The following is a 982-nucleotide window of genomic DNA, read 5'->3' on the forward strand; positions in this document are numbered from 1 at the left end:
TTCCTGCACGACCTGCCGGTCACGCTGATGTGGGGTGTCGGCCCGGCGACCAGGGCGCGGCTGGCCGACATCGGCGTCGAGACCATCGGCCAGCTCGCTCGCACCCATGGCGGCGCGCTGAAACGCCTGCTGGGCCCGGCCGCCGGCGAAAAGCTCGCAGCGCTTGCCTGGAACCGCGACCCGCGCCGGCTGGAAACGCACCGCCGCGCGCACTCCGCCGGCGCGCAGTCGGCGCTTGGGCGCAAGCCGGCGCTGCCGCGCGTCTTCGTGCCGACGCTGCTGCATCTCGCCGACCGCGTCGCCAGCCGCCTGCGCGCCAAGGCGCGGCCCGGCCGCACCGTAACGGTGCGCGTGCGCTTCGCCGACATGCGCGCCGTCAGCCGCTCGGTGACGCTGGAGCAGCCGATCCAGGCCACCGCGATGCTGGCCGAGATCGCCGAGGAACTGGTGCGCGGCGTGCTCGCCGCCAATGCGCAGGAGCGGGAGATTTCGCTGCTTGCCATCTCTGTCTCGCATCTGGAGGAAAGTGCCGAGCTGCAGCTCGAACTGCCGCTCGGCCTCGCCGACGAGAAGCTCAGGCCCGGCAGCCGCAAGGGCCTCGCCCGCTTCGGCGCCGACCGCGCCATCGACAAGATCCGCCAGCGTTTTGGGCGGGAGGCGGTCGGCTACGGCACGGTGGCGCTGGAAGCAGCACGCTCGGTGCCGGATGCGTTCAGGGAGCTGGCCGAGAAGGAGCTGTAGCTGGCCGATCGCCAACCCTACCGGCGACCGGTGCTCCAGTAGCGGTGGACCCTGACGCCGCCGGCGCTTCCGCCGCGCCATGGCTCGCAGGCGATCCCGTCACGGTCGGCATCATGTGTCGGCCAGTAGCCGGGTGGCCCGCGACGCCAATCTCCCCGACGGGGAGATGGCCGGCGGGACAGAGGGGGCTCGGCGGCCATCTCCCCGTCGGGGAGATTGGCGTCGCGGGCCACCCGGCTAC

The 982-nt window shown here is 72.9% G+C and carries 1 pseudogene; it reads left to right on the plus strand.

The annotated features are described in order from the left end of the window. Window positions 1-741 (plus strand): annotated as a pseudogene (locus EN745_RS35185) (DNA polymerase IV); the annotation flags it as partial. Window positions 742-982 lie beyond the last annotated feature (241 nt).

Source organism: Mesorhizobium sp. M4A.F.Ca.ET.022.05.2.1, assembly GCF_003998845.1.
In the GTDB taxonomy this organism is placed as follows: Bacteria; Pseudomonadota; Alphaproteobacteria; order Rhizobiales; family Rhizobiaceae; genus Mesorhizobium.